16 protein-coding genes are annotated in these 17,455 nt (G+C 61.3%); 8 read left to right on the top strand and 8 right to left on the bottom strand.

Translation table 11 applies throughout. The annotated features are described in order from the left end of the window. Nucleotide 1: 1 nt before the first annotated feature. Both alaC and ACJ8IL_RS12790 read right to left on the bottom strand, forming a co-directional pair. Entirely contained in the window at nt 2-1,231 is a 1,230-nt protein-coding gene (gene alaC / locus ACJ8IL_RS12795) for an alanine transaminase (RefSeq protein ID WP_016926818.1), read from the bottom strand. A 119-nt stretch (nt 1,232-1,350) separates the two neighbouring features. After that, nucleotides 1,351-1,890 (bottom strand): GNAT family N-acetyltransferase, encoded by a 540-nt coding sequence (locus tag ACJ8IL_RS12790; RefSeq protein ID WP_141998610.1) that lies wholly within the window; start codon nt 1,888-1,890, stop codon nt 1,351-1,353. Nucleotides 1,891-2,058: 168 nt separating this feature from the next. Here ACJ8IL_RS12790 and ACJ8IL_RS12785 point away from each other — a divergent pair, with 168 nt between their 5' ends. The 3 genes from ACJ8IL_RS12785 to ACJ8IL_RS12775 all read left to right on the top strand — a co-directional run bounded on the left by ACJ8IL_RS12785 (nt 2,059) and on the right by ACJ8IL_RS12775 (nt 5,825). Further along, nucleotides 2,059-3,303, top strand: a complete 1,245-nt coding sequence (locus ACJ8IL_RS12785) for a DUF1479 domain-containing protein (protein WP_049203742.1) — start codon at nt 2,059-2,061, stop codon at nt 3,301-3,303. 99 nt (nt 3,304-3,402) lie between these two features. Continuing rightward, nucleotides 3,403-5,094 carry a sensor histidine kinase gene (locus tag ACJ8IL_RS12780; protein ID WP_342095561.1) on the top strand — a complete coding sequence of 564 codons (1,692 nt, stop codon included), beginning with the start codon at nt 3,403-3,405 and terminating at the stop codon, nt 5,092-5,094. Beyond that, complete coding sequence (locus ACJ8IL_RS12775) at nt 5,091-5,825, top strand: LytR/AlgR family response regulator transcription factor (protein WP_342095406.1); 735 nt, start codon at nt 5,091-5,093, stop codon at nt 5,823-5,825. Before ACJ8IL_RS12780 ends, ACJ8IL_RS12775 begins: the two co-directional genes overlap by 4 nt. Nucleotides 5,826-5,829: 4 nt before the next feature. Here the strand turns inward: ACJ8IL_RS12775 and ACJ8IL_RS12770 are convergent, their stop codons facing one another. After that, complete coding sequence (locus tag ACJ8IL_RS12770) at nt 5,830-6,162, bottom strand: DUF2502 domain-containing protein (RefSeq protein WP_025303752.1); 333 nt, start codon at nt 6,160-6,162, stop codon at nt 5,830-5,832. A gap of 397 nt (nt 6,163-6,559) precedes the next feature. Here ACJ8IL_RS12770 and ACJ8IL_RS12765 point away from each other — a divergent pair, with 397 nt between their 5' ends. After that, nucleotides 6,560-7,789 (top strand): L-lactate MFS transporter, encoded by a 1,230-nt coding sequence (locus ACJ8IL_RS12765; RefSeq protein ID WP_025303753.1) that lies wholly within the window; start codon nt 6,560-6,562, stop codon nt 7,787-7,789. 70 nt (nt 7,790-7,859) lie between these two features. Here the strand turns inward: ACJ8IL_RS12765 and glk are convergent, their stop codons facing one another. Then, nucleotides 7,860-8,822 carry a glucokinase gene (gene glk, locus ACJ8IL_RS12760; RefSeq protein WP_025303754.1) on the bottom strand — a complete coding sequence of 321 codons (963 nt, stop codon included), beginning with the start codon at nt 8,820-8,822 and terminating at the stop codon, nt 7,860-7,862. 310 nt (nt 8,823-9,132) lie between these two features. Here glk and ACJ8IL_RS12755 point away from each other — a divergent pair, with 310 nt between their 5' ends. Further along, nucleotides 9,133-10,380: an ion channel protein gene (locus ACJ8IL_RS12755; protein ID WP_025303755.1), complete on the top strand. Its 1,248-nt coding sequence runs from the start codon at nt 9,133-9,135 to the stop codon at nt 10,378-10,380. Here ACJ8IL_RS12755 and ACJ8IL_RS12750 read toward each other — a convergent pair. Beyond that, nucleotides 10,377-11,069, bottom strand: a complete 693-nt coding sequence (locus tag ACJ8IL_RS12750; protein WP_025303756.1) for an aspartate/glutamate racemase family protein — start codon at nt 11,067-11,069, stop codon at nt 10,377-10,379. The genes ACJ8IL_RS12755 and ACJ8IL_RS12750 overlap by 4 nt on opposite strands. A gap of 66 nt (nt 11,070-11,135) precedes the next feature. Next, complete coding sequence (locus ACJ8IL_RS12745) at nt 11,136-11,588, bottom strand: multidrug/biocide efflux PACE transporter (RefSeq protein ID WP_016926809.1); 453 nt, start codon at nt 11,586-11,588, stop codon at nt 11,136-11,138. Between the two features lie 98 nt (nt 11,589-11,686). Between ACJ8IL_RS12745 and ACJ8IL_RS12740 the strand changes: the two genes are divergently transcribed. Next, complete coding sequence (locus ACJ8IL_RS12740) at nt 11,687-12,556, top strand: LysR family transcriptional regulator (RefSeq protein ID WP_025303758.1); 870 nt, start codon at nt 11,687-11,689, stop codon at nt 12,554-12,556. Here ACJ8IL_RS12740 and ACJ8IL_RS12735 read toward each other — a convergent pair. Further along, nucleotides 12,553-14,214, bottom strand: a complete 1,662-nt coding sequence (locus tag ACJ8IL_RS12735; RefSeq protein WP_142591490.1) for an alpha-keto acid decarboxylase family protein — start codon at nt 14,212-14,214, stop codon at nt 12,553-12,555. The two genes, ACJ8IL_RS12740 and ACJ8IL_RS12735, sit on opposite strands and share 4 nt — an antisense overlap. A 188-nt stretch (nt 14,215-14,402) precedes the next feature. On the opposite strand from ACJ8IL_RS12735, the gene mgrA reads away from it, so the two are divergent. Continuing rightward, entirely contained in the window at nt 14,403-15,392 is a 990-nt protein-coding gene (mgrA, locus tag ACJ8IL_RS12730) for an L-glyceraldehyde 3-phosphate reductase (protein ID WP_197811629.1), read from the top strand. Between the two features lie 223 nt (nt 15,393-15,615). Then, nucleotides 15,616-16,026, top strand: coding sequence for a DUF2502 domain-containing protein (locus ACJ8IL_RS12725; protein WP_025303761.1), 411 nt, complete (start codon nt 15,616-15,618; stop codon nt 16,024-16,026). 41 nt (nt 16,027-16,067) lie between these two features. Here ACJ8IL_RS12725 and ACJ8IL_RS12720 read toward each other — a convergent pair whose 3' ends face one another. Further along, nucleotides 16,068-17,303, bottom strand: a complete 1,236-nt coding sequence (locus ACJ8IL_RS12720; RefSeq protein ID WP_197811630.1) for an Nramp family divalent metal transporter — start codon at nt 17,301-17,303, stop codon at nt 16,068-16,070. Nucleotides 17,304-17,455 lie beyond the last annotated feature (152 nt).

Genomic DNA, 17,455 nt, shown 5'->3' with positions numbered 1-17,455 from the left:
ATTATTTGGCGCTGCCGGCCTTGCCCGGTTTCAGCAGCCCGTCCGCGCGGAACATCGCCTTGATGCCGCGCACCGCCTGGCGGATGCGATCCTGGTTCTCGATCAGCGCGAAACGCACGTGGGTATCGCCGTAGTCGCCGAAGCCGATGCCCGGCGAGACGCAGACCTTGGCTTCCGCCAGCAGGCGTTTGGCAAATTCCAGCGAACCGAGGTGGGCATAAGGCTCGGGAATTTTCGCCCATACGTACATCGACGCCTTCGGGTTTTCCACCATCCAGCCGGCCTCGTGCAGCCCCTTCACCAACACGTTGCGGCGCTGCCGATACTGCTCGGCGATATCGCGCACGCACTGCTGATCGCCTTCCAGCGCGGCGATGGCCGCCACCTGCAGCGGCGTAAAGGTGCCGTAGTCGTGATAACTCTTGATGCGCGCCAGCGCGCTGACCAGTTCAGGGTTACCGACCATGAAACCGATGCGCCAGCCGGCCATGTTGTAGCTTTTCGACAGGGTGAAGAACTCCACTGCAATGTCTTTCGCCCCCGGCACCTGCATGATCGACGGCGCTTTCCAGCCGTCATAGACGATATCGGCATAGGCCAGATCGTGGATCACCAGCACGTTGTACTGCTTGGCCAGTGCCACTACCCGCTCGAAGAAATCCAGCTCTACGCACTGCGCGGTCGGGTTGGACGGGAAGCCGAGGATCATCATTTTCGGGCGCGGAATGGTTTCCCGAATGGCGCGCTCCAGCTCACCGAAGAAATCCACACCGTCCACCAGCGGCACCGAGCGCACCTGGGCGCCGGCGATCACCGCGCCGTAAATGTGGATCGGGTAGCTGGGGTTCGGCACCAGTACCGTATCGCCGTGATCAAGGGTCGCCAGCATCAGGTGCGCCAGCCCCTCTTTCGAACCGATAGTGACGATGGCTTCGCTTTCCGGATCGATATCCACCTGATAACGATCGGCATACCAGCGCGAAATGGCGCGGCGCAGGCGTGGAATGCCGCGCGAGGTAGAGTAACCGTGGGTATCGTCGCGCTGGGCGACGGCGCACAGTTTTTCCACGATGTGCGGCGGCGTCGGGCCGTCGGGGTTCCCCATGCTGAAATCGATAATATCCTCACCGCGACGGCGTGCGGCCATCTTCAGTTCGGCGGTGATGTTGAATACGTAAGGGGGAAGGCGTTCAATGCGCGTAAAACGGCGCTGTGGACTGTTATCAGCCATAGGGGATTCCTCGATAGACGTTAGCGCCCGGACCGTCCGAGCGACGCTGGCCAGCGAACTGACCGAATATCGAACATAGCGCAGCGCCGACGAGCTTGTCGATACCTGGCGCGATATTTTTATTTGCCGCCCTGAAACTCCGCCGCCAACAGCCCGAACAGCCAGTCATCGCACCACTGATCCGCCAGACGGTAGTTGTCGCGCAGCGTGCCTTCCAGCTGAAAACCGCACGACTCCAGCAGGCCACGCGAGGCGAGATTGCCCACGGTCACGGTGGCGGTCAATTTGTGAAAACCGCAGGCGTTCACCGCAAAATCCAGCACTGCCCGTAGCGACTCCTTGCCATAGCCCTTGCCCTGGCCGGAAGGCAAACTCCCGTATCCCACTTCCGCCTGCCGATACGGCGCCCAGTGCGGACGAAAGCCGGTAATGCCCACCGCCTCTCCGCTGTGCTTCTCACGCATCACCAGACACAACCACTGCTCGCCGTGTTTGTCCCAGGCCGGCAGCCGCTCTTCGAACCGTGCGCGGATCTCCGCTTCGCTGCGCGGATCGGAGATGTAACGGATCACCTCGGGATCTTGGTACAGGCGCAGAAACAGCGGCCAATCCTCGACGGTTATCGACTGTAAGTGCAGACGTTCAGTGACCAGCTTCATAAAATCTCCGAAAAACGAAAAAGAGGAACTTACGAATGAAAGATATCTCTTTATTTTCCCCGATTGGTTGCCGATAATCATTCACGTTAAAACCACAAAACCTTAACGTCTTGCCCGATTCCCTACAACTGCCCGCCGCCGTTATCCACGCGGCACCAGGAGAACACCATGGCCTCTTTAGTCATCGACGATATTCCGCAGACGATCGTTAACGTCAAGCGCCAGTTGCGCCAGGCATTGCCGAACTACCGCGACGTCTTTCTAGCGCTGGAAGAGAACATCCGCGGCCAGGTCGAACAGATCCGCCGCGAGCTGGCCGCCGGCCATAATCCGGTGCCGCAGATCGACGCAGAAGATATCCTGCAGCAGCGCGTCAGCGAGCAGCAAATAGCGCTGATCAAACAGCGCGGCGCCTGCGCCATTCGCGGCGTGTTCCCCCGCGCCAAGGCCGAAGGCTGGAACAGGGAAATCGGCGACTACCTTGAGCGCAACAACTTCGTCGAACGGTTGAAAAACGCCGCCGAAGACAACTATTTCGGCAAGTTGGCCGCCAGCAAGCCGCAGATTTACGGCATCTATTGGTCAAAACCGCAGGTTGAAGCGCGGCAGGATGCGCGCATGCATGCGGTGCAGGTGTTCCTCAACAGCCTGTGGGCCACCGAGAGCAACGGCAAACAGCATTTCGATCCGACCCGCGTCGCCACCTACGCCGATCGCACCCGCCGCCGCCCGCCGAACTCCTCGTCGCTGGGCCTGTCACCGCACGTCGACAGCGGCACCATTGAGCGCTGGCTGGACGAAAACTTCCGCTATGTATATCGCCACGTTTTCTCCGGCGACTGGCAGCAGTACGATCCCTTCGCCGCCGACGGCCGCACCGAGGTGCGCGAAATAGCCTCCCCGGCGGTCTGCTCGATGTTCCGCACCTTCCAGGGTTGGACGGCGCTGACGCCGCAGCGCACCAACGCCGGCACGCTGAACCTGGTGCCGATCGCCAACGCCATGGCCTATGTGTTGCTGCGCGCGCTGCAGGACGACGTCGCCGACGACGATCTGTGCGATGCGGCACCGGGCCGCGCGCTGTCGATCTCGGAAAAGTGGCATCCCCTTTTATTAAGTGGGATTTCCCCCATTCCCGATCTGGAGCCGGGCGACACGGTCTTTTGGCACTGCGATGTGATCCACGCGGTGGAGAACGAGCATAACGGCGAGTTCGACAGCAACGTGATGTACATCGCTGCCGCGCCGGGCTGCGAGAAAAACGACGCCTATCTGCAGCGCCAGCTGCCGAGCTTTATCGACGGCAGAACGCCGCCAGACTTCGCCCCTGACGACTTCGAGGTGGATTTCGACGGCCGCGCCACCGTCGACCTGCTGACGCCACTGGGCAAAGCGCAGCTCGGCATGGGCTGATCCCCCGCCCGTGGCGCACGCCACGGGCCCCTTTCGCTGTGGTATACTGCCGCCATCCGTAAGCCGCAGCGAGAACCCGTCGTGCACCCTTTTTTTGAAATGCTGTTGGCGGTGTTTGATCGCGCCGCGCTGATGTTGATCTGTCTGTTTTTCCTGACCCGCACCCGGCTGTTCCGCCAACTGCTGCAAAAAGAAGACCATACGCCGCTCGAGCTCGGCATCGTCACGGCGATCTTCTCGCTGTTCGCGCTGTTCAGCACCTACTCCGGCATCAACGTCGAAGGATCGCTGGTTAACGTGCGCGTCATCGCCATCATGGCCGGCGGCATCCTGTTCGGCCCCTGGGTGGGGATCGTCACCGGCATCATCGCCGGCGTGCACCGTTATCTGATCGACATCGGCGGCATCACCTCGGTGCCTTGTCTTATCACCAGCATCATCGCCGGCATCAGCGCCGGTTACATCAACCTCAAGGTGAAAAAAGAGCAGCGCTGGCGTGCCGGCATCGTCGGCGGCATGCTGTGCGAATCCCTCACCATGCTGCTGATCGTGCTATGGGCCAAGCCGACCGAGCTTGGGCTGGACATCGTGTCGCAGATCGCCCTGCCGATGATCCTCGGTACGGTGTGCATCGGCCTGATCGTGCTGCTGGTACAGAGCGTCGAGGATGAGAAAGAAGTGATCGCCGCGCGCCAGGCCAAACTGGCGCTGGATATTGCCCACAAGACGCTGCCCTATTTCCGCAACATCAACAGCGAATCGCTGGCCACCATCTGCGATATCATTCGCCAGGACATCCGCGCCGACGCGGTGGCGATCACCGATACCCACCAGGTGCTGGCCTACGTCGGCGTAGGGCGTGAAGCCTACCCGATCGGCCGCGAAGGGCTGAGCCGCGTCACCCGCGAAAGCATTCGCCACGGCAAAATCATCATCAAGAACAACCTGGAAAACCCGGCCGCGCCGCAGATCCATTCGCAGCTGGTGGTACCGCTGTGGGAAAAAGGCGAAGTGACCGGCGCGCTGAAAATCTACTACTGCCACGCCCACCAGATCACCAACACACTGAAGGTGATGGCGGTCGGGCTGTCGCAGATCATCTCCACGCAGATGGAGGTTTCGCGCATCGAACACCTGCGCCAGATGGCGGATAAAGCCGAAATGCGCGCGCTGCAGAGCAAGATTAACCCGCACTTCCTGTTCAACGCGCTGAACGCCATCTCTTCCTCCATTCGCCTGAATCCGGACACCGCGCGCCAGCTGATCATCAACCTGTCGCGCTACCTGCGCTACAACCTGGAGCTGAACGACGAACTGATCGATATCCGCAAGGAGCTGCACCAGATCCAGGATTACATCGCCATCGAACAGGCGCGTTTCGGCGCCAAGCTGACGGTAATTTACGACATCGACGACGACGTCTCGGTGCGTATTCCGAGCCTGCTGATCCAACCGCTGGTGGAGAACGCCATCGTGCACGGCATCCAACCCTGCAAGGGGAAAGGGGTGGTGGTGATCGCGGTGAAGGATCAGGGGGACCGGGTGAAGATCTCGGTGAAGGACACCGGCCACGGCATCAACCAGGACACCATCGACCGGGTGGAGCGCAACGAGATGCCGGGCCACAATATCGGCCTGCTTAACGTGCATCACCGCGTGTCGCTGCTGTACGGCGAGGGATTGCATATCCGCCGCCTGGAGCCGGGCACCGAAATCGCGTTCTACATCAGCAAAAACGGCGGCAAGCTGCATCAGGAGCCGAGCGCGCCGCCGGTCGGGGAGGCCTCATGAAAGCCATCATCGTGGAAGACGAATTCCTCGCGCAGGAAGAACTCAGCTACCTGATCAAGAAACACAGCAATATCGATATCGTCGCCACCTTCGAGGATGGCCTCGACGTCCTCAAATACCTGCAGACTCACCAGGTCGACACCATTTTCCTCGATATCAACATCCCGTCGCTGGACGGCGTGTTGCTGGCGCAAAACATCAGTAAATTCGCGCATCGCCCGTCGATCGTGTTCATCACCGCCTATAAAGAGCACGCGGTGGAAGCGTTCGAGATCGAAGCGTTCGACTATATCCTCAAGCCCTATCACGAGGCGCGCATCGTCACCATGCTGCAAAAACTGGAGGCGCTGCACCATCGCCCCGCCGGCGCGACGGAGCCGGCCAGCGCGCCGAGCCGCGGCAGCCATAGCATCAACCTGATCAAAGACGAGCGGATCATCGTTACCGACATCAACGACATCTATTACGCCGCCGCCGATGAAAAGGTGACGCGGGTCTATACCCGCCGGGAAGAGTTCGTGATGCCGATGAACATCACCGAGTTTTACGGCCGGCTCCCGGAAGAACATTTCTTCCGCTGCCATCGCTCTTACTGCGTTAACCTGGCGAAGATCCGCGAGATCGTCCCCTGGTTCAACAATACCTACATTCTGCGGCTGAGCGATCTCGAGTTTGAAGTGCCGGTCAGCCGCAGCAAGGTGAAAGAGTTCCGCAAGCTGATGCGCCTGTAAGCGCTTACCAGCGCGGGCCCGGACGGTAGTAATAGCCGGGCGGCGGCGGTGGCGGCATGCGGTAATGCGGCCGATCTCGCCAGTCGCGCCGCGGTGGCCCGTAGTAAATCACCCGGGGCGGCGGGCCGTAATAGTACCCGCGCGGGCGTTCATACCGGTGATGATCGGCCCACCAACGCGGATCGCGCCAGCGATAGCCGTCCCAGTAGTGGCCGCGATTATCGCGATCGCCGATATGCAACGACAGGCCCGGCACGTTCACGCCGATGGACACGTCGGCCTGGCTCGCCAGCGGCAGCGCCAGCAGCGCGGCCAGTAACAACAGCGTTTTTTTCATTTCATGGACTCCTGCAGAGCGGACCTCGTCCGATCGCAGATAACATAGTCCCGCGCTCGCCGCCGCTCTATAGGCGCAATGCCGATTTACGCCTTTCAGACGCATCCTTCACAATTTCACCACAATCGTTCACCGGCGATTAACAATAAATCGTTGATATCTTTGATGTAGATCACGTGTCACCCCCGGCATTTCACGCGCTTTTCGGCGCAAAAACGGCAACTCACGCCGCATAACATGCATTTCATTCCTTCCGTCGTGCAACTCATTCCCGATCCGCCGCCCGCCGGGGGTGCCGGCCATATAATAAGCCCATACCGCGGGAACACAGATTCACCCCGCAAATTTCAGCCAACGGCTCACGCCCGGCAACGCACACACAGGAAGGAGACCGGCCATGAACACCAAACCGGCAAATCGCAGCTTAATCGTTCTCGGCACCATCATCTGTCAGATGGGTCTGGGCACCATCTACACCTGGAGCCTGTTCAACCAGCCGCTGGTCGACAAGTTCCACTGGGGGCTGGCAGACGTCGCCACCACCTTCTCCATCACCAGCTTCTTCCTGGCCTTCGCCACGCTGTTCGCCGGCAAGCTACAAGAACGCTTCGGCATCCGCAATCTGACGCTGTGTTCCGGCATCCTGGTCGGCCTGGGTCTCATCGCCAGCGCCCACGTCAGCTCGCTTGACATGATTTACCTGCTGGCCGGCGTGGTGGTGGGCTTTGCGGTCGGTATCGCCTACATCTCCACCCTGTCCAACCTGATTAAGTGGTTCCCCGCCAACAAAGGCCTGATTTCCGGCATCTCCGTCGGCGCCTTCGGCAGCGGTAGCCTGCTGTTCAAATACGTCAACGCCGCCCTGATCGCCGACGTCGGCGTTTCCGGTGCCTTCTTCTACTGGGGTGCCATCGTGATGGGCCTGATCGTCGTCGGCTCCCTGCTGCTGAAAGAGCCGGTGCTGGCGACCAACGCCGCACAGCCAGGCGCCAACGGTCTGGGTAACGACTACAGCGTGCGTCAGATGCTGGCCACCAAAGAAGCCTACCTGCTGTTCACCATCTTCTTCGCTGCCTGCATGAGCGGTCTGTATCTGATTGGCATCGTGAAAGACATGGGCGTTCAACTGGCCGGGATGGACTTGGCCACCGCCGCCAACACCGTGTCCGCCGTCGCCATCTTCAACACCGCCGGCCGCATCATCCTGGGTACGCTGTCCGATAAAGTGGGCCGCATGCGCGTCATCAGCTTCACCATGCTGGTTACCGTGCTGGCGATTGTCGCCCTGAGCTTCATGACTCTGAACCACACGCTGTTCTTCATCTGCGTCGGCGCGGTGGCCTTCTGCTTCGGCGGCAACATCACCGTGTTCCCGGCGATTGTCGGCGACTTCTTCGGCCTGAAAAACCACAGCAAGAACTACGGCATCATCTACCAGGGCTTCGGCCTGGGCGCGCTGGCCGGTTCGTTCGTCGCCAAATACTTCGGCGGCTTCCACGCCACCTTTATGGTGATTGGCGTCCTGTCCGCCGCTTCTCTGCTGATTACGCTGTTCATCAAAGCGCCGAAGGCGGTGGCAGCGGAAACGGTAGAAACCGCCCAAACGGCGGAGCTGGCCAAAGCCTGATACCCCACGAAAACGACAAGGGGCGCAATCTGCGGATTGCGCCCCTTTTTTTATCGTGCCGCCGCGTTGCTTACAGCTGCATGCCCAGCGTCTGGCGCAGATGCGCGCCGGCCCCCAGCAGGCCCGGTTGGCCATGGGTTATCATGAACACCGGAATGTCTCGCACATAGTCGCGGAAGCGCCCCTTGTCTTCGAAAGCGGCGCGGAAGCCCGAGGCCTTGAAGAATTCCATAAAGCGCGGCACGATGCCGCCGGCGATGTACACGCCGCCAAAGGTGCCCAGATTCAGCGCCAGGTTGCCGCCGAAGCGCCCCATGATCACGCAAAACAGCGACAGCGCACGGCGGCAGTCGATGCAGCTGTCGGCCAGCGCCCGCTCGGTAATGTCCTTCGGCTCCAGTTTCTCCGGCAGGCGGTTGTCCGCCTTGACGATGGCGCGATACAGGTTGACCAGGCCCGGCCCGGACAGCACGCGCTCGGCGGAAACGTGCCCCACTTCACCGCGCAGCACCTCCAGAATAATGTCTTCTTCTTCGCTGTTCGGTGCGAAATCGACATGGCCGCCCTCGCCCGGCAGGCTGACCCAGCGGCGATCGACCTGCACCAGGTGGGCAACGCCCAGCCCGGTGCCGGCGCCGTACACCGCGATCGGTTTGCCCGGCTGCGCATCGCCGCCGCCAAACTGCAGCACGTCGTCCGGCGAGAGCATCGGGATCGCCATCGAGACGGCGGTGAAATCGTTGATCACTTCCAGATGACTCAACCCCAGGTTGGCCTTCATTTCTTTGATAGAGAACGCCCAGCTGTGGTTGGTCATCGCGACCCAGTCTTCCGTCACCGGGCAGGCGATCGCGATACAGGCGTCCTGCACCTCGATATCGCACGCTTTCAGGTAGTGGCGGATCACCGCCTCCAGGCTGTCGAACTCCAGGCCGGAATAGGTTTTCGCCTGGGTAATCTCACCCGTCGCAACAGTGCACAACGCCAGGCGGGCATTGGTGCCGCCAACATCACCCACGAGGGCATAGGTCATTGATTTCGTCTCCGCAAAATGAAAAATAAAAAGCTGCCCACACTGTAAAATCCTGCTGCGAAAACAACAATCACCCGCCTCGGATCTGCGCCCCAATAGCGATCCGGATCACAAAAAACGTTTCAGCTTGCCCGTGATGCCGCGATTTGAAACAAATTGCGGCAAAAAACGCGCCGCCGCGACTGTTAACCGTCATCGACGCCGGGCAATATCAATGCGTGCCTGCGCGCCGATAGTCTGGCAAGCTGTGGCCACTGCCCAACCACCCGCTCTCCCTGCCCTGCATGGAGGCATCGACAAGGGATTATCCATGCTGCATCCGCGCGCCAATGCCATGTTGGCCTTTGCTTTGCCTGCGCTGATTATCGGTTCCGCCTCCAGTCTGGTGCTGCTATTGATGATGAAAGTCGCCGCTACGCTGCAGCAATGGCTGTGGGTGACGCTGCCCGACGCGCTGAGCCTGGATGCCCAGGCACCCTGGTGGCCGCTCGGCATGCTGACGCTGACCGGCGTGGCGGTCGGCCTGATCGTGCGCTACATGCCGGGCCACGCCGGGCCGGATCCGGCGACGGAATCGCTGATCGGCATGCCGCTGCCGCTCTCCGCCCTGCCGGGGCTGGGATTGGCGCTGATCGTCGGCCTGGCCGGCGGCGTCAGCCTGGGGCCGGAAAACCCGATCACCGCCATCAATATCGCGCTGGTGGCGGCGGCGGGGGCGCGCCTGCTGCCGAAGGTGCCGCGCATGGACTGGATCATCCTGGCGGCCGCGGGCACCATCGGCGCGATGTTCGGCACGCCGGTCGCCGCCGCACTGATCTTCTCGCAAACCCTGGCGGGCAATAACGAAACGCCGCTGTGGGATCGGCTGTTCGCCCCGCTGGTGGCCGCCGCCGCCGGCGCGGTCACCACCCAGATGTTCTTCGTACCCAATTTCGCCCTGCAGCTCGACGCCTACGACGTAACGCGACTGCCGGACATCTTCAGCGGCGCCATCGTGGCGCTGATCGCCATCGCGCTCGGCATGGTGGCGCTGTGGTGCTTCCCACACGTTCACCGCCTGTTCCATTCGATGAAGAATCCGGTGTTGATGTTAGGACTGGGTGGCTTTGTGCTGGGCCTGCTGGCGCTGGTGGGCGGAGAGATTACCCTGTTCAAAGGGCTGGATGAAATGAAGCGCCTCGCGGCAGACGGCAACTATTCGGTGCCGGCGCTGTTGACCGTTACCCTGACCAAGCTGGCGGCGCTGGTGATCGCCGCCGCCAGCGGCTTTCGCGGCGGGCGCATCTTCCCAGCAGTGTTCGTCGGCGTGGCGCTGGGGCTGATGCTGCACCAGCACGTTCCGGCGGTGCCGGCGGCGATCACCGTCTCCTGCGCCATTATGGGGCTGGTGCTGGTGGTCACGCGCGACGGCTGGCTCAGCCTGTTCATGGCAGTGGCGGTGGTGCCGGATCTGCACCTGCTGCCCGTCTTATGCATCGTGATGCTGCCCGCCTGGCTGACGCTGGCAGGCAAACCGCTGATGCTGGTGAACCGCCGGCAACCGCCGCACGACGATTAGTCCAGCGCGAACGCGGCGGCAGCGCGGGCGTGGATCGCGGTGGTGTCGAACACCGGCACCGACGCATCCCGCTCACTCACCAACAACCCTATCTCGGTGCAGCCGAAAATAATCCCCTGCGCGCCCTGTTGCTCCAGGTCGCTGATGATCCGGCGATACTCATCGCGCGAGGCGTCGCGAATGTTACCGAGGCACAGCTCGTCATAGATGATGCGGTGCACGATGTCACGATCGGCGCTGACCGGCGTCACCACATCAATGCCGTGCAATTCCTGCAGGCGGCCGCGGTAGAAGGTCTGCTCCATGGTAAAACGCGTACCCAGCAGCCCGACGCGGCGAATGTTTTTTTCCCGCACCTGCAGCGCCGTGGCGTCGGCGATGTGAATCAGCGGCAGGCCGCTGGCCTGCTCGACCGCCTCCGCCACCTTGTGCATGGTGTTGGTGCAGATCACGATGGCTTCGGCGCCGGCGGCGCGCAAAGCCACGGCGGCCTCGGCCAGCAGCCGGCCGGCACCATCCCAATCGCCCTGATGCTGCAAGCGTTCAATTTCCTGAAAATCGACGCTGTAGAGCACGATTTTGGCCGAATGCAGCCCGCCGAGGCGCGCCTTTACCTGCTCGTTGATGGTGCGGTAATACGGAATGGTGGATTCCCAACTCATGCCGCCCAGCAGACCCAACACTTTCATCCTTCGTTCCTCAGCATTTCCGACGATCCTCTGACCTTACCTGAGAATCGCCGGGCTGACGACGCCTTATTTGGCGCCGGAATTGATCGGCTGGCGCGCTTCGAACCAGCGCTGGCGCAGCGTGTCGTACAGCCAGTTATAGGCCATGGTGTACGGCAGGAAGAACAGGAAGAAACCGATTTCCAGCATAAACGCCTGCGCCCAGGAGATACTCAGCATCCAGGCGGCGATCGGCACGCCGATCAGGATAAAACCGGCTTCAAAGCCGACGGCGTGCAGCGCACGCACCTTCAGGTTACGCACCACCCGGCTGACCGGCCACAGGCGGTCGAACACCGTGTTGTAAACCATGTTCCACAGCATCGCGACGGTGGAGAGCATCACCGCCAACGCACCGACCTGCACCATTGAGCGGTTCAGCAGCCACGCGCCCAGCGGGGCGCAAACCATCACGGCGATGGCCTCGAAACCGACGGCGTGGACGATACGTTCAATGAGAGACTTGTTTTGCAGTTGCATACATCACCTTTTTTTCAACAGTTGTTGCGAAAGCCAGGTGATTATCATCGCTTTTTTGGGTAGATTAAAAATAGGTTCCATCGATAAAGTAGATACATATGCACTATTCACCGGAAGCGTTACAGGCGTTCGTGGAAGCCGCCGCCCTCGGCTCATTTTCCGCCGCCGCGCGCAAGCTGCGTAAAAGCCAATCCACCGTCAGCACCGCCATCGCCAATCTGGAGGCCGACCTGGCATTGACGCTGTTCGATCGCAGCGCGCGCCAGCCGGTGCTCACCGCCGCCGGCCGCAAAGTGCTGGGGCATGTACAGGCGATCCTCGCGGCCAGCGAACGGCTCGACGCCCTGAGCATTCAACTGGCGGGCGAGGTTGAACCGCGCCTGAGCATGGTGTTTTCCGATACCTACCAGCCCAAGCATCACGATCGGTTGATGCAGCTGTTCGAACAGCGCTACCCGGAAATTGAGCTGGAATGGATGATTGCCGAGGAAGGCGACGTTATCGATCTGCTGCAGAGCGGCCGCGCACATTTGGGCATGGTGGAAGTGCAAAAACGTTATCCGCCGGATATCGCCTTCTCCCGGCTGCCTGAGCAGACCGAAATGGGGCTGTTCGTCGCCCATCAGCATCCGCTGGCGCAGGTCGCCGCGCCGACGCCAGAGCAATTGTCCAGCACCCGCCAACTGATCCTGAATACCTACACCGGCGCCGAGGCGGCCAGACAGGGTGGCCTGGTCTGGTCGGCGCCCAGCTATCTGCTGTTGCTGGAGATGGCGGAACAAGGATTCGGTTGGGCAGTGTTGCCGCACTGGCTGGTGCAGCAATACGGCCACGGCAGGCTCACCCAGCTGCGGCCGCGCGGCTGGCCAAAACTGATTTCGGTGGATGCGGTATGGTCCAAACTGACCCCGCCGGGCCCGGCGGGGTTCTGGATGCTGGAGCGCCTACTGGGCGATACCCTGCCCTAAGCGGCGGCGTTGCGCGCCTGAATGGCGCGGGAGACGGTATCGAGAAGTTCCGGAATGTCCATCTTCGGCAGCATCACTTCGATGAAGGCCAGCCGTTCGTCGTCCGCTACCTCGCGCAGCGCCTGACGCAATCCGTCCGGATCGCTGACCCGCAACGCCTTCACCGGCCGCTCACCGGCCAACGCCGACGGCAGCTGCGTCCAGTTCCAGCGCGCGATGTCGTTATAACGTTGCTCCGGCCCGTGGATCGCGCGTTCAACGGTATACCCCTGATTGTTCAGCACGAAGATCACCGGCTTAAGCCCGTCGCGCAGCATCGATCCCAGTTCCTGCACGGTCAACTGCGCGGCGCCGTCGCCGATCAGCAATACTGCCCGGCGCTGCGGTTCGGCAGTCTGCACGCCGAACGTCGCCGGCAGGGTATAGCCGATCGATCCCCAGAGCGACTGCACGATCAGCCGGCAGCCGCGAGGCAACGTCAGCGCCGCCGCGCCGAAACAGGCGGTGCCCTGATCGGCCAGCACGATATCCCCCGGCCGCAGGAAATCCTGTATCTGCCGCCAGAAGGCGTGCTGATCCAACCCTTCCCCATTGCCTTCCGGCAGGGCCGGGCGGACGATCGGCGGCAACGGCCAACGCGACGCCAGCGACAGACTCAGGCGATGCAGCGCCTGTACCGCCTCGCGCATCGGGATGCGGCTAAAACACCGCCGCCCAACCCAGGCTTCGAACGGCTGAATATCGATGCATTTTTCCACCGGCAGATGATGCGTGAAACCGGCGGTAATGGTGTCGGTCAAACGCACCCCGACGCTGATCACCACATCGGCGTTTTCGATAAGCTGTTTCACCGCCGGATCGCTGGCGCTACCGCAGTAGGTACCGACAAAACCGGCGCGGTTTTCATCCAGCACGCCCTTGCCGAGCAGCAGCGTAGCGTGCGGAATGTCGACCTCCTGCAGCCACTCGTCCAGCGCCCCTTCGGCGCCGAAGCGATCGGCCAGGAAATCCGCCAACAATGACACTCGCCGCGCCGACAGCAGCTTTTCGCGCGCCGCGGCGATAAATGCCTGCAATGCGTTCTGCGACAGTTTGGCCTGGCGCAGCATCAGCGGCGCCGGTTTACTCGGCAGCGGCGCCTGCGCGACGTCGCTGGGCAACATCAGATAAACCGGGCGATGTTCCAGCAAGGCGACGCCGATCAGGCGGTCTATCTCCATCGCGGCGTTATCGGCGGTCAGATTGGCCTGCGCGACGGTCACCTCTTTGGCGATCCGGGCGAAGTGGGTGAAGTCGCCATCCCCCAGCGAATGATGCAACAAATCACCGGCGCGCTGGGCGCGCTGCGCCGGGGTGCCGACCACGTGGATCACCGGCAGGTATTCGGCGTAGCTGCCGGCCACCCCGTTCAACGCGCTTAGCTCGCCGACGCCAAACGTGGTGAGCAGCGCGGCCGCCGGTTTGCAGCGCGCGTAGCCATCGGCGGCGTAGGCGGCGTTCAATTCGTTGGCGCAGCCTACCCAGGTGATTTGCGGATGAGCGAGAACATGATCAAGAAATTGCAGGTTGTAATCCCCCGGCACGCCGAAGAAATGACGGATGCCGATTTGGGCCAGACGATCGAGAAGATAATCGGCCACCGTATAGGTCTGAGTCATGATCATCACCTGTCTGCAGCTGGAGCGATTATCTTAATTATCGAAGATGCCGCTCAAATTTCGAACAAACGCGCCGACATCGATCGGCAACCTGACGTTACATGCCGGCGCTGTGATCGCTCCCGCGGCAGTGCAGCGTGGAAACGTATACACTCAAAGCACTTTATCTCTCGCCGACAAGGATAACTATGTCCTACCAAGCCTCCCCCTCGCGTTATCAAGATATGGAATACCGGCGCTGCGGCCGCAGCGGGCTGAAGCTGCCCGCCGTCTCGCTCGGGCTGTGGCACAACTTCGGTGACGCCACGCTGTATGACAACGCCCGCGGTCTGATCCGCTGCGCCTTCGATCGCGGCATTACCCATTTCGATTTAGCCAATAACTACGGCCCGCCGCCCGGCGCCGCCGAGGAGAACTTTGGCCGCATTCTTAACGCCGATCTGCGGGCCTGGCGCGACGAGCTGATCGTCTCATCCAAAGCCGGTTACACCATGTGGCCCGGCCCCTACGGCGATTGGGGTTCGAAAAAGTACCTGGTCGCCAGCCTCGATCAGAGCCTGAAGCGCATGGGATTGGAGTATGTGGATATCTTTTACCACCACCGGCCGGATCCAGACACGCCGCTGGAAGAAACCATGGCGGCGCTGGATTTGTTGGTGCGCCAGGGCAAAGCGCTGTATGTCGGCCTGTCCAACTACCCGGCCGAGCGCGCGCGGCAGGCGTTCGACATTCTGCAGCGGCTCGGTACGCCGTGCGTGATCCACCAGCCCAAGTATTCGATGTTGGAACGCACGCCGGAGGCGGGATTGCTGGATACATTGGCGGAGCATGGCGTCGGGTCGATCGCCTTCTCGCCGCTGGCGGGCGGCCTGCTGACCGACCGCTACCTGCACGGCGTCCCGCAAGATTCCCGCGCCGCCAGCGGCAGCCGCTTCCTGCAGCCGGAGCAGTTGACCGACGAGCGGCTGGACAAGGTGCGCCGCCTCGATGCGCTGGCGCGGCAACGCGGGCAGAAGCTGTCGCAGATGGCGCTGGCCTGGGTGCTGCGCGGCGATCGCGTTACCTCGGTGCTGATCGGCGCCAGTAAGAATGCGCAGATAGAAGACGCGGTGGGCATGCTGGCCAATCGTCACTTCAGTGAAGAAGAGCTCGCGCAGATCGAGAAAATCTTATTGTAATCGTTTACAAATTCCGCCGCTCAATCGAGCGGCGAGACCCCAGAAAAATCTCAAATCTTGAACTCCCGCACCGTTTTCAGAGTGGCTCTCAGATTCAACCCTATGCGCTGGCGCTATGATGCCGATATTGCAGCAAAATAACGATAAGGCCGCTTTTTTAAACTGATGAACGCGCTTCATAAAGTGACAAACGGCCAAGCCGCGCAAGCGGGAAGGAGAAGCCATGTTTAAACCTCTGCTCTTGGCCGCCATCTTGGCGGCGACGGTACTACCCGCCGCACAGCAAGCACACGCCGAAGGGATCAGCATCGATCTGATGCCGGGCGTTTCACTGCGCATCGGCGATCAGGACAATCGCGGCCGTTACTGGGACGGTTACGACTGGCGCGATCGCGACTGGTGGCAAGGCCATCAGGGGCGCTATCTCGGCGACCGCAGCCGTCGCGGTTACTACTGGGACGGCTATCGCTGGCGCGACCGCGACTACTGGCGCAAACACTATTACTATCATGAAGGACGCTATCGTAAATACGACAAGCATTACGATAAGCACCATTGGAAGAAAGAGAAAAAGCACCACCACGATCATGACCGCGATCGCTGGCGCCGCCACGGCGATGACGACCGCGATTAACGACGACGGGCCGGCGTAATGCCGGCCCGCGTTTTTTTTGCCTACAGCACGCTGCCGATCAGCAGGTAGCCGTTCAATCCCACCACCACCAGTACGATCAGCTTGCCCAGGTTTTGCACCAGCGGGCCGTTGACCATTTCCCCCATCAGCGCCCGATTACCGGTGAAAGCCAGCAGCGGCACCAGCGCCAGCGCAATGCCGAAGCTGAGCAGCACCTGGCTCAGCACCAGAATGCGCGTGGCGTCCATTCCCAGCATGATAACGATAAACGACGGCAGCATGGTCACCGCGCGACGCAGCCACAGCGGGATATGGAAATGCACAAACCCCTGCATCACCACCTGCCCCGCCAGCGTGCCCACCACGGTAGAGGAGAGACCGGCGGCCACCAGGCTCAGGCCAAACACGGTGGCGGCGGCTTGCCCGAGCAGCGGCTGCAGCGTCAGGTAAGCCACGTCGAGATCGGCGATGCCGCTGTGGCCGCTGAAATGAAACGCGGCGGCGGCAGTGGCCATCATCGCCAGGTTGACGAAACCGGCGATGGTCATGGCGACGGCGACGTCGACTTTGGTGGCGGCATAGCGCTCCCCCTTATCGTGCTCACCGCCGACTTGGGTAAGCGACGAATGCAGATAGATCACGTGCGGCATGATGGTGGCACCCAATACCCCGGCGGCCAGAAATACCGCGTCACCGTTGGGCAGATCGGGCAGCGCCATCCCCTTCAGCAACGGCGCAAACTGCGGCTGAGAGAATGCCAGCTCGACGATGTAAGCGGCGGCGACGAACAGCAGCAGGCCGCCAATCACCCGTTCCAGCGGCTTTTGCCCGCGTTTTTGCAGCATCAGAATTAAAAAGGTGGCGATGCCGGTCAGCACCGCGCCCTGCAACAGGGAAATCCCGAGCAGCAGTTTGAAGCCGATCGCCGCGCCGATAAACTCGGCCAGATCGGTCGCCATGGCGATGATCTCCGCCTGCACCCAATAGGCCCACACCGCCGGCCGCGGAAAGCGATCGCGAATATGCTCGGCCAGGTTTTTCCCGGTGGCGATGCCCAGCTTGGCAGACAACAGTTGGATCAGCATCGCCATCACGTTGGCCCAGACCACCACCCACAGCAGGCTGTAGCCGAACGAGGCGCCGGCCTGGATGTTGGTGGCGAAGTTGCCGGGATCGATATAGCCGATAGCGGCGATGAAGGCGGGCCCCATCAGCGAGAGTTTGATTTTTCTGGCGGAGCGACCGGGGGTGGTTTCAACCACGCGACTGTTCAGCATATGTTGAACCCTTACTGAAATTACGTTTATCTCCACTCTATATAAATGATAATAATTATCAAGCGCATTTAGAGCGGTAAAACTTATCTCTGTAATAGCCAACATTAATGGTTTTATCGAAGGGTCCGACACCAAGCATGCCGATTTCCGTG

Source organism: Serratia sp. CY47444 (assembly GCF_052168635.1).
In the GTDB taxonomy this organism is placed as follows: Bacteria; Pseudomonadota; Gammaproteobacteria; order Enterobacterales; family Enterobacteriaceae; genus Serratia; species Serratia bockelmannii.
This window is presented reverse-complemented; position numbering and strand designations above follow the sequence as displayed.

What these genes read in the sequence shown, in the direction of transcription:
- ACJ8IL_RS12750 (WP_025303756.1), bottom strand. Translation starts at nt 11,069, where the DNA reads ATGAAAGTGTTGGGTCTGCTGGGCGGCATGAGTTGGGAATCCACCATT.
- ACJ8IL_RS12775 (WP_342095406.1), top strand. Translation starts at nt 5,091, where the DNA reads ATGAAAGCCATCATCGTGGAAGACGAATTCCTCGCGCAGGAAGAACTC.
- ACJ8IL_RS12790 (WP_141998610.1), bottom strand. Translation starts at nt 1,890, where the DNA reads ATGAAGCTGGTCACTGAACGTCTGCACTTACAGTCGATAACCGTCGAG.
- ACJ8IL_RS12735 (WP_142591490.1), bottom strand. Translation starts at nt 14,214, where the DNA reads ATGACTCAGACCTATACGGTGGCCGATTATCTTCTCGATCGTCTGGCC.
- ACJ8IL_RS12745 (WP_016926809.1), bottom strand. Translation starts at nt 11,588, where the DNA reads ATGCAACTGCAAAACAAGTCTCTCATTGAACGTATCGTCCACGCCGTC.
- ACJ8IL_RS12755 (WP_025303755.1), top strand. Translation starts at nt 9,133, where the DNA reads ATGCTGCATCCGCGCGCCAATGCCATGTTGGCCTTTGCTTTGCCTGCG.
- ACJ8IL_RS12785 (WP_049203742.1), top strand. Translation starts at nt 2,059, where the DNA reads ATGGCCTCTTTAGTCATCGACGATATTCCGCAGACGATCGTTAACGTC.
- ACJ8IL_RS12770 (WP_025303752.1), bottom strand. Translation starts at nt 6,162, where the DNA reads ATGAAAAAAACGCTGTTGTTACTGGCCGCGCTGCTGGCGCTGCCGCTG.
- ACJ8IL_RS12720 (WP_197811630.1), bottom strand. Translation starts at nt 17,303, where the DNA reads ATGCTGAACAGTCGCGTGGTTGAAACCACCCCCGGTCGCTCCGCCAGA.
- glk (WP_025303754.1), bottom strand. Translation starts at nt 8,822, where the DNA reads ATGACCTATGCCCTCGTGGGTGATGTTGGCGGCACCAATGCCCGCCTG.
- mgrA (WP_197811629.1), top strand. Translation starts at nt 14,403, where the DNA reads ATGTCCTACCAAGCCTCCCCCTCGCGTTATCAAGATATGGAATACCGG.
- ACJ8IL_RS12765 (WP_025303753.1), top strand. Translation starts at nt 6,560, where the DNA reads ATGAACACCAAACCGGCAAATCGCAGCTTAATCGTTCTCGGCACCATC.
- ACJ8IL_RS12725 (WP_025303761.1), top strand. Translation starts at nt 15,616, where the DNA reads ATGTTTAAACCTCTGCTCTTGGCCGCCATCTTGGCGGCGACGGTACTA.
- ACJ8IL_RS12740 (WP_025303758.1), top strand. Translation starts at nt 11,687, where the DNA reads ATGCACTATTCACCGGAAGCGTTACAGGCGTTCGTGGAAGCCGCCGCC.
- ACJ8IL_RS12780 (WP_342095561.1), top strand. Translation starts at nt 3,403, where the DNA reads ATGCTGTTGGCGGTGTTTGATCGCGCCGCGCTGATGTTGATCTGTCTG.
- alaC (WP_016926818.1), bottom strand. Translation starts at nt 1,231, where the DNA reads ATGGCTGATAACAGTCCACAGCGCCGTTTTACGCGCATTGAACGCCTT.